At 58.0% G+C, this 7,411-nt stretch carries 7 protein-coding genes and 2 pseudogenes; 2 read left to right on the top strand and 7 right to left on the bottom strand.

Going from position 1 to position 7,411, the window contains the following annotated elements; all coding sequences use genetic code 11:
* Positions 1-6: 6 nt before the first annotated feature.
* The 3 genes and pseudogenes from IGS51_RS09445 to IGS51_RS09455 form a co-directional block, all read right to left on the bottom strand.
* Positions 7-1,653, bottom strand: coding sequence for a glycoside hydrolase family 3 N-terminal domain-containing protein (locus tag IGS51_RS09445; RefSeq protein ID WP_297078173.1), 1,647 nt, complete (start codon positions 1,651-1,653; stop codon positions 7-9).
* A 267-nt stretch (positions 1,654-1,920) separates the two neighbouring features.
* Positions 1,921-2,283, bottom strand: a pseudogene (gene rbfA, locus IGS51_RS09450) (30S ribosome-binding factor RbfA); the annotation flags it as partial.
* Positions 2,284-2,399: 116 nt separating this feature from the next.
* Positions 2,400-2,594, bottom strand: coding sequence for a DUF751 family protein (locus IGS51_RS09455; RefSeq protein ID WP_068515730.1), 195 nt, complete (start codon positions 2,592-2,594; stop codon positions 2,400-2,402).
* Between the two features lie 96 nt (positions 2,595-2,690).
* Here IGS51_RS09455 and IGS51_RS09460 point away from each other — a divergent pair, with 96 nt between their 5' ends.
* Positions 2,691-3,521 carry a DNA adenine methylase gene (locus tag IGS51_RS09460; protein ID WP_297078174.1) on the top strand — a complete coding sequence of 277 codons (831 nt, stop codon included), beginning with the start codon at positions 2,691-2,693 and terminating at the stop codon, positions 3,519-3,521.
* 224 nt (positions 3,522-3,745) lie between these two features.
* Here IGS51_RS09460 and IGS51_RS09465 read toward each other — a convergent pair whose 3' ends face one another.
* The 4 genes from IGS51_RS09465 to IGS51_RS09480 all read right to left on the bottom strand — a co-directional run bounded on the left by IGS51_RS09465 (position 3,746) and on the right by IGS51_RS09480 (position 6,870).
* On the bottom strand, positions 3,746-4,747 hold the full coding sequence (locus IGS51_RS09465) for a hypothetical protein (protein WP_297078175.1): 1,002 nt from the start codon (positions 4,745-4,747) through the stop codon (positions 3,746-3,748).
* Between the two features lie 6 nt (positions 4,748-4,753).
* Complete coding sequence (locus IGS51_RS09470) at positions 4,754-4,948, bottom strand: hypothetical protein (protein ID WP_297078176.1); 195 nt, start codon at positions 4,946-4,948, stop codon at positions 4,754-4,756.
* Between the two features lie 23 nt (positions 4,949-4,971).
* Entirely contained in the window at positions 4,972-6,147 is a 1,176-nt protein-coding gene (gene moeB, locus IGS51_RS09475) for a molybdopterin-synthase adenylyltransferase MoeB (protein ID WP_297078177.1), read from the bottom strand.
* Positions 6,148-6,387: 240 nt separating this feature from the next.
* Positions 6,388-6,870 (bottom strand): M67 family metallopeptidase, encoded by a 483-nt coding sequence (locus tag IGS51_RS09480; protein ID WP_297078178.1) that lies wholly within the window; start codon positions 6,868-6,870, stop codon positions 6,388-6,390.
* Between the two features lie 348 nt (positions 6,871-7,218).
* Between IGS51_RS09480 and IGS51_RS09485 the strand changes: the two are divergent.
* A pseudogene (locus IGS51_RS09485) lies at positions 7,219-7,411 on the top strand (photosystem II q(b) protein); the annotation flags it as partial.

Consider the following 7,411-nt stretch of genomic DNA (forward strand, 5'->3'; position numbering starts at 1 on the left):
ACTAGCTCAATCAACTAGCAAGGTTTGCAGGGCGATCGCCTGGGCCTGCGCCATCTGCCCATAGGTGAACACATAGGGAACCTCGGTGGGCAACTGCGGCAAAAACTGCTCCAGGATATACGGACTGCCGTAGACCACCAGCCCCACCAACTGCTGCGTGTCTAGCAAATGCTGAAACCACCCTGCTGCAAGCTGGCTCAGTCCGGCGCTGCCGCGAAACGGGTTGCCCCGCACAAAGAGTTGCAGCAGCGTAGGCGTGGGCGACGGTTCCTGAAGCACCAGGCCGGCCGGTGTGTGGCCATCGACGATTTCCACCCGAAGGCCGCGCTGTCTGGGGAGGGCGATCGCTGGCGCAGTGCGGTTCAAAAACTCTCGCTCCAGCACATCATCCAGCACAATGAGCGTGCGGCGCGGCGCGGCAAGGGTCAGATCCTGCAACCGGGAGCGCGTAGGCACATGAACCCGCATCGACCCTTGCAGCAGGTCGGTCGCCAAGTGCTGGGCTTGGGGTTGAGCCAGATGTGCCATCAGCGGCTCGATGTCGAACCCAGCAGGCGGCAAATTTTCCCAGGCGTGGGACGTGCCGCCCGTGGGCATCTGGGGACGCAGCTTGCTCTTGGCCTGCTGAAGGCGGGCGAGGGAGTCTTGAATCCGCGCTGGGGCAATGCGGCCCGACGCGACGGCATCGCAGACGGCCCGAATTGCGCCCTCTGGGTCAGCAGGCATCAGCAAAATGTCGGCTCCCGCTTCCACGGCCAGCACGGCGGCTTCGTGGGGGCCATAGTGATTGGCGATCGCCCCCATCACCAGCGCATCCGTTGAAACCAGCCCGTCAAAGCCCAGGCGACCGCGCAGTTGCCCGGTCAAAATCCGGCGCGACAGCGTGGCAGGCCAGCGTTCATCCAGCGCCGGAATCAGCAGATGGGCGCTCATGACAGAATCGACCCCCTGGGCGATCGCCGCCTGAAACGGCGGAAATTCAACCTGCTCTAGTCGAGTCAATCCGTGGGGAATCAGCGGCAAATCCAGGTGCGAGTCAGTAGCGGTGTCGCCGTGGCCGGGAAAGTGCTTGGCGCAGGTCAGCACGGGAAACCGCTGTGCGCCCCGAATAAAGGCGGTGGACAGCTTGCTGACGATCTCTGGCGTATCGCCAAAGGCCCGCACGTTGATCACCGGATTCGCTGGGTTGTTGTTCACATCGACCACTGGAGCCAGCACCCAGTTAATGCCCACAGCAAGGGCTTCCTGCGCCAGGGCCGCGCCCATCGCCTCGGCATCGCGCAACGCCGCAGGCAAATCCCGCTTGGCAAGTTCACCCAGCGCCATCGGCGGCGGAAACCAGGTCGCGCCTGCAAATCGCTGCCCCACGCCCTCTTCCACATCGGCGGCAATCAGCAGCGGCAACTCCGCCAAGGACTGGAGCCAGTGCGATCGCCCGGCCACCTCCGCCGCGCTGCCGCCCAGCAAGATCACACCACCCACGCCCAAATCTTCCACCCAGTAGCGCAGTGTTTCCAGGGGCGGCTCCCAGGCGGGATACTGAATCTGATGGTCACACCAGTAGCCGGAGGCCCGCACGACCACCATCTGCGCCACCTGCTGCGGCAGCGACAGGTATTCCCACTGGGGACGAAGCTGGGCGCGAGTCGTCATGAAACCGGGCTAGAAATGGGGCTAATCCTCAGCGCGAATGAGGGAATCGTCCTCATCCTCGTCCAGTTCGTCATCAAGTTCATCGTCTAGTTCGTCGTCCAATTCGTCGTCGAACTCGTCATTCCATTCATCGTCGAGTTCATCGTCGAACTCGTCATCGAGTTCATCCTCCAGTTCGTCGTCGAGTTCATCGTCAAATTCATCTTCCGGTTCGTCGGAAAAGTCTGAGTCAGCCTGGTTCTCAGACGACTGGAGGGCTTCCAAAGTCTCTGGCTTGCGCTCGGCGCTGAGGCGGTTGAGCAACGACAGGACTTGAGTGCCCCGCTCGATGGAGCGATCTTCCACAAACACAACTTCCGGCGTGCGACGCAGGCGAATCCGCTGACCCAGCGTGCTGCGGACATAGCCCGTAGCAGACTTTAGCCCCGCCATCGTCTCTGCGCGGGCCTCGTCCGACCCGTAAATGCTGACGAAGATCTTGGCGTGCTGCAAATCGCCCGACACATCGACCTCGGTGATGCTGACCATGCCCACGCCAACGCGATCGTCCTTGATGCCGGAGATCAGAAGCTGGCTGACTTCGCGCTTGATTAATTCTGCGACGCGGAAAACCCGCCGATCGGTTGCCATAGGGTTGCAAAGGAATCAGAGTTCAGGGGTCAAGGATCGCGGTCAGGGATCGGGGTCAGGGATCAGGAGGTATCCGGTGATTGCGACCTAGCACCTGACACCGAGCGTCTGAATCCCTAAAGCTCCAGCATAGCGCGGAGGGTAAAGGCAATGAAGGCAAAGCCGGAGAGCAGGAGGAGAGAAGTGGCGATCGCCGTGGTGGGCTTTTGAAACAGCGGCAGCAAGGGCTTGACGAACGTGTACAGCACGCCCAGCGAAAAGCTGATGAGATAGCGGGGATAGCGAGAAACGTTTGTAAAAAAGTCTTGCATTGGATTTGCAAATAAGAAAATGCGCCGAAATTTTTCTCGTCATCTATTCTAATGGGTAATTTCATCTGTACCTGCACCGTCTCCCCGGATAGTTCCTTGGTTACTAGCGTTTCGCCCACTCTCTTGCCGCGCCCCTTTCTCAAGTGGGCCGGGGGCAAGGGACAACTGATCTCGCAATATCTCCCCTACTTTCCCAATTCGTTTGAAACCTATCACGAGCCGTTTTTGGGGGGCGGCGCGATTTTTTTTCGGCTGCAACCGGCGCGGTCGGTGCTGATGGATATTAACGATGAGTTGGTGAACGTCTATCGCTGTGTGCGCGATCGCGTGATGGATGTGATTGTGCTGCTGGAAGAACACCAGCTTCATCACGGTCAGGACTATTACTACTGGGTGCGGAGCAATCCGGGCACGACGGATGTGGAGCGGGCGGCACGGCTAATCTACCTAAATCGAACCTGCTATAACGGACTATATCGGGAGAACTCGCGGGGCCAGTTCAACGTGCCGATGGGTCGCTACAAAAACCCCAAGATCTGCCACGTAGACTTGCTGCAAGCAGCGGCGATCGCCCTCCGCCACACGGAACTATTCGCCCATCCCTTTGAGATGGTGCTGGAACACGCCCGCACGCCGCAGGATTTTGTCTACCTCGACCCGCCCTACTACCCCATCAGCGCCACCAGCCGCTTCACGTCTTACAACCGCTACGCCTTTAACCGAGACGACCAGATTCGCCTGCGGGATGTGTTTGCAGAGCTGGCGCGGCGCGGGGTCAAGGCGATGCTGTCCAACTCTGACTGTGAGTTTATCCGCGACCTCTACGCCGACTTTCCCACCCACACCATCACCGCCGCCCGCTCGATCAACTCCAACGCCCGTCGCCGGGGAAAAATTACCGAAGTGTTGGTGACTTCTTATCGCTAGCTGGTTTGTCGCCAGATTTAACCAGCCAGATTTAACCAGATTTAAAAAGAAAAACGGGGCAAGCCCCCTTAGCCCCGTTTCTCAAACAAGAGGTGCCTGTCATCAGGCAACTGAGAGTTAACCTCTATGCTTCTTAGAATAGTCGCTGGAACAGAGCTAACACCTCACCCAACTTGCGTAAAACTATCTGCCCATCCTGGAGGATCTGACTGGGCGACCGCCCCTCACCCAGGAGTAGGAGAAGGCTTGCGGGCCCACAGCAGCGCGATCGCCACCAGCAGCGCCGCCGCGCCTAGCAGCGACAGCCCACCCAGGCTGAGTGACAGCAGACCCGCCTGCAAAGCATTTTGCAGGAGATTGGCCGCCGAAACGCCGCCGAGGTATAGCCCCACGCCCAGCCCAGCGCGGCTCACGGGCACTTGGGCAAGGGCTACAGGCAGGCCGCCGTTTTGAATCAGCGCCAGCGCCAAAATCAGCACCAGAATACCCAGCGCTACGATCGCCGCCGAGGGCACCAGCCCCCACAGCGTCCCCACCAGCACTGCCCCCAGTACGCCAGCCGTGAGGGCTAGTCGATTGCCCAGGCGAGTGGCGATCGCCCCCAAGGGCACGGCAACGACGGCAATGGCGATCGCCACCCAAAGCATGATTTGATTCAAGTTTTGACCCGGCAGATGGGTCGAGGTCATGCCGCGCACCGCATCCATCATCAGCCGCTGCCCCCAGCCCAGGCAAAGCCCCACCGCCGCCAAAAAGCCGAGGCTGCCCAGCGAGGGAAACGGTGACGCATCCGTGGCGATCGCCCCTGACAGGGTGGAGGAAACTGGCGCATCCAGCCGCCTCAGCAGCGCCGCCGCCAGCAGCAGCACTGTAGATCCCACCAAGAATGTGGCCAGCGGCCCCAGGTTCAAGATCATCTGGTTGACCACAGGCACCTGTGTCCCCACAATACCGCTGGCCACCGTGAGGAAGCTGGCGGCCAGCGGCAAATGCGAAACCGTGGTGTAGTGCCCTAAAAGCGACAGCACGGGACTATGAAACACCGTCATCGCCAGCGACCACGCCACCAGCACAAACAGCATCAGACCCCGCAGCGCCGTGCCCGTGCCCAGCACTGTGATGCCAGGAATCGCCAAAAAGAGCGTCGCCGTTAACACGACCCCGACGGCAATGAAGGGGAAGCGGGAGCCTGTCCAGCGCTGCGCCCGGTCAGACAGACTCCTCATGAGCGGCTAGAAGGCGATCGCCAGCGCATTTTCCAGAGCGGCGATCGCCACCCCCAGGCTGATCGGTAGCCCAAATTGCTCCAGCAGTTGAGGGACGTAGGCTCCATACATCACCCACATCAGCGTAATTGCCGACTGCACCGCAGCCAGCCCCAAAACCTGCCGCCACAAAACGGGCGATCGCCCCACGGGAGAGGTCATCGGTTGACCTAGTGTTCCATGACCTAGTATTCCGGCACGGAGGGATCAACCTCGCGGCTCCAGGCAGTAATACCGCCCTTCACATTGATGCCGTCGATCCCAGCCCGCTCTTTCAAAATCGCCAGCGCCTTGGCCGAGCGACCGCCCATCTTGCAGTGGGCAATCAGCTTGTGCCCATTCAGCAACTCCTGCACCTTGGCCACGCCGTCACCGTTTTCGATTTCCGGCAGCGGAATCAGCGTCGTACCCGGAATTCTGGCAATTTCGTATTCATTGGGATTGCGAACATCAATCACCACGTAGCCATCTGCACCGCTGTCGAGCAGTTGCTTTAGCTCAGTCACGGTCATTTCCTGCATTTCAGACTGTTGCTGTGCTTCCATTGCTTTGGCCTGGGGAATTCCACAAAACTCTTCGTAGTCGATCAGTTTCTCAATCACCGGACGCTCTGGATTGGGGCGCAGCTTTAGCTCTCGGAAGGTCATGTTAAGCGCGTTGAACAGCAGCAGCCGCCCGTTCAGGGTTTGCCCCTGCCCCAGAATAATCTTCACCGTTTCCGTCGCCTGGATCACACCGATCACGCCGGGGAGAATGCCCAGCACACCGCCCTCGGCGCAAGAGGGAACCAAGCCTGGTGGCGGCGGTTCGGGATAGAGGTCGCGGTAGTTGGGCCCGTCCTGGTAGTTAAACACTGTCGCCTGCCCCTCAAACCGGAAGATAGAGCCGTAGACATTGGGCTTGCCCGACAGGACGCAGGCATCGTTCACCAGATAGCGCGTTGGGAAGTTGTCGGTGCCGTCTACCACAATGTCGTAGGGTTCCATAATGCTCAGCGCATTCTCGGAACTGAGGCGGGTTTCGTAAAGATCCACCTGGCAGTAGGGGTTGATTTCCAAAATCCGGTTTTTGGCGGACTGAATTTTGGGTTTGCCGACCCAGGAGGTGCCGTGAATCACCTGCCGTTGCAGGTTGGAGTGATCCACCACGTCAAAATCCACAATGCCGATGCGGCCAATACCCGCCGCCGCCAGGTACAGCAGCAACGGGGAACCCAGCCCGCCTGTGCCGATGCAGAGAACACTAGCCGCCTTCAGCCGCTTTTGCCCCTCTACACCGACCTCCGGCAGGATCAGGTGTCTGGAATATCGTTCGTAGTCGTCTTTGGTTAACTGGATTTCGTCCAGATTGGGATTGAGCATAGGGGTTTGGGTATCAGGTTTTAGAGGTTAGGAGCGAGGACAGGATATTAAGGTTTTGGGGTAACGGAGTGATGGATTCAGGCGGAATGAGGGAGGATTTGGATTTGCCTTCCTCATGTCCGTTTCTCCCTAAAACTGATTCAATCGATTCGTCAGAATCTTTTCAATCTTTTCATCAGATTACGACTCCAATACTCCAAATATTCCAACATCCCGCCACACTTCATCTCGACATCACAATTATTCAGAACAGATGAGGGGTTCTGCCTGAAAGGCATGGTCTTGATCCAAGTTCCAGGATAGTAAATCCTGGGCGCTTCCTTGAGAAACAGACACGATGATATAGGAATAGTGTGGCCAGGCGATCGCCCGGTCGCATTCTGAGGGCACAGCGGGATGGTCGGGATGGGAGTGATACACGCCGATAATGTCGAGCTGGCGATCGCGCCCATATTTCATCGCAGCCAGCATTTCTTGGGGATCAATCCAGTAGCGATCGCGCTTGCTGTTGGTGAGTTGAGACTGGCTCAGCAGGTCTGAAATCAGCGCAGCGGCTTCTGGGTTCCAGGCATTTTCAGCCGTCCACAGTTCCACCACCGTCCGAATCGTTTCATCGCCTGTCGATGCCGTTCGTCCTAGCAGCAGCCCACAGCATTCTTGCGGGTAGGTTTGTTCGGCATGGGCGCAGATCGCCTGCCAGTGAGCTTTGGCTATATGCAGCATCAGTTGCAATGGGTTTGGGGATTGCTCAACCCAGCGTGTGGATACCTGCTGGTTTACAATTCGGACTGTTTACAATTTGAAATAAATCAAGGGGCGATCGCTTGCTTCACATTCTGATACAAAGTCGTCCATTGCTGTTTAGAAAAAGCTGGAATCTTTGTCTCCAGCCTTATTTCAAATTCTGCTCCTCAAACTGAGGCAATTCTAAAGAAAATCGGAGCCTTTCAACATACAAATAAATGTAAAGAACCTTAGCTAGATTGACTCAATGTAACTATTATGCAAAGAACGGGAAGGTTTTATGCTAACCCGTCTCATTTATCCATTCGCAATTCGATCGCATTTATTATGACTACAACCATTCAGCGGCGCGATAGCGCCTCGGCTTGGGAGCGGTTTTGCGCTTGGGTCACCAGCACCAACAACCGCCTGTACGTGGGCTGGTTCGGCGTGCTGATGATCCCCACTCTGCTCACCGCAACTACCTGCTTCATCATCGCCTTCATCGCTGCTCCCCCCGTGGACATCGACGGCATCCGTG

Source organism: Thermoleptolyngbya sp. M55_K2018_002, from assembly GCF_015295965.1.
Classification (GTDB): Bacteria; Cyanobacteriota; Cyanobacteriia; order Elainellales; family Elainellaceae; genus Thermoleptolyngbya; species Thermoleptolyngbya sichuanensis.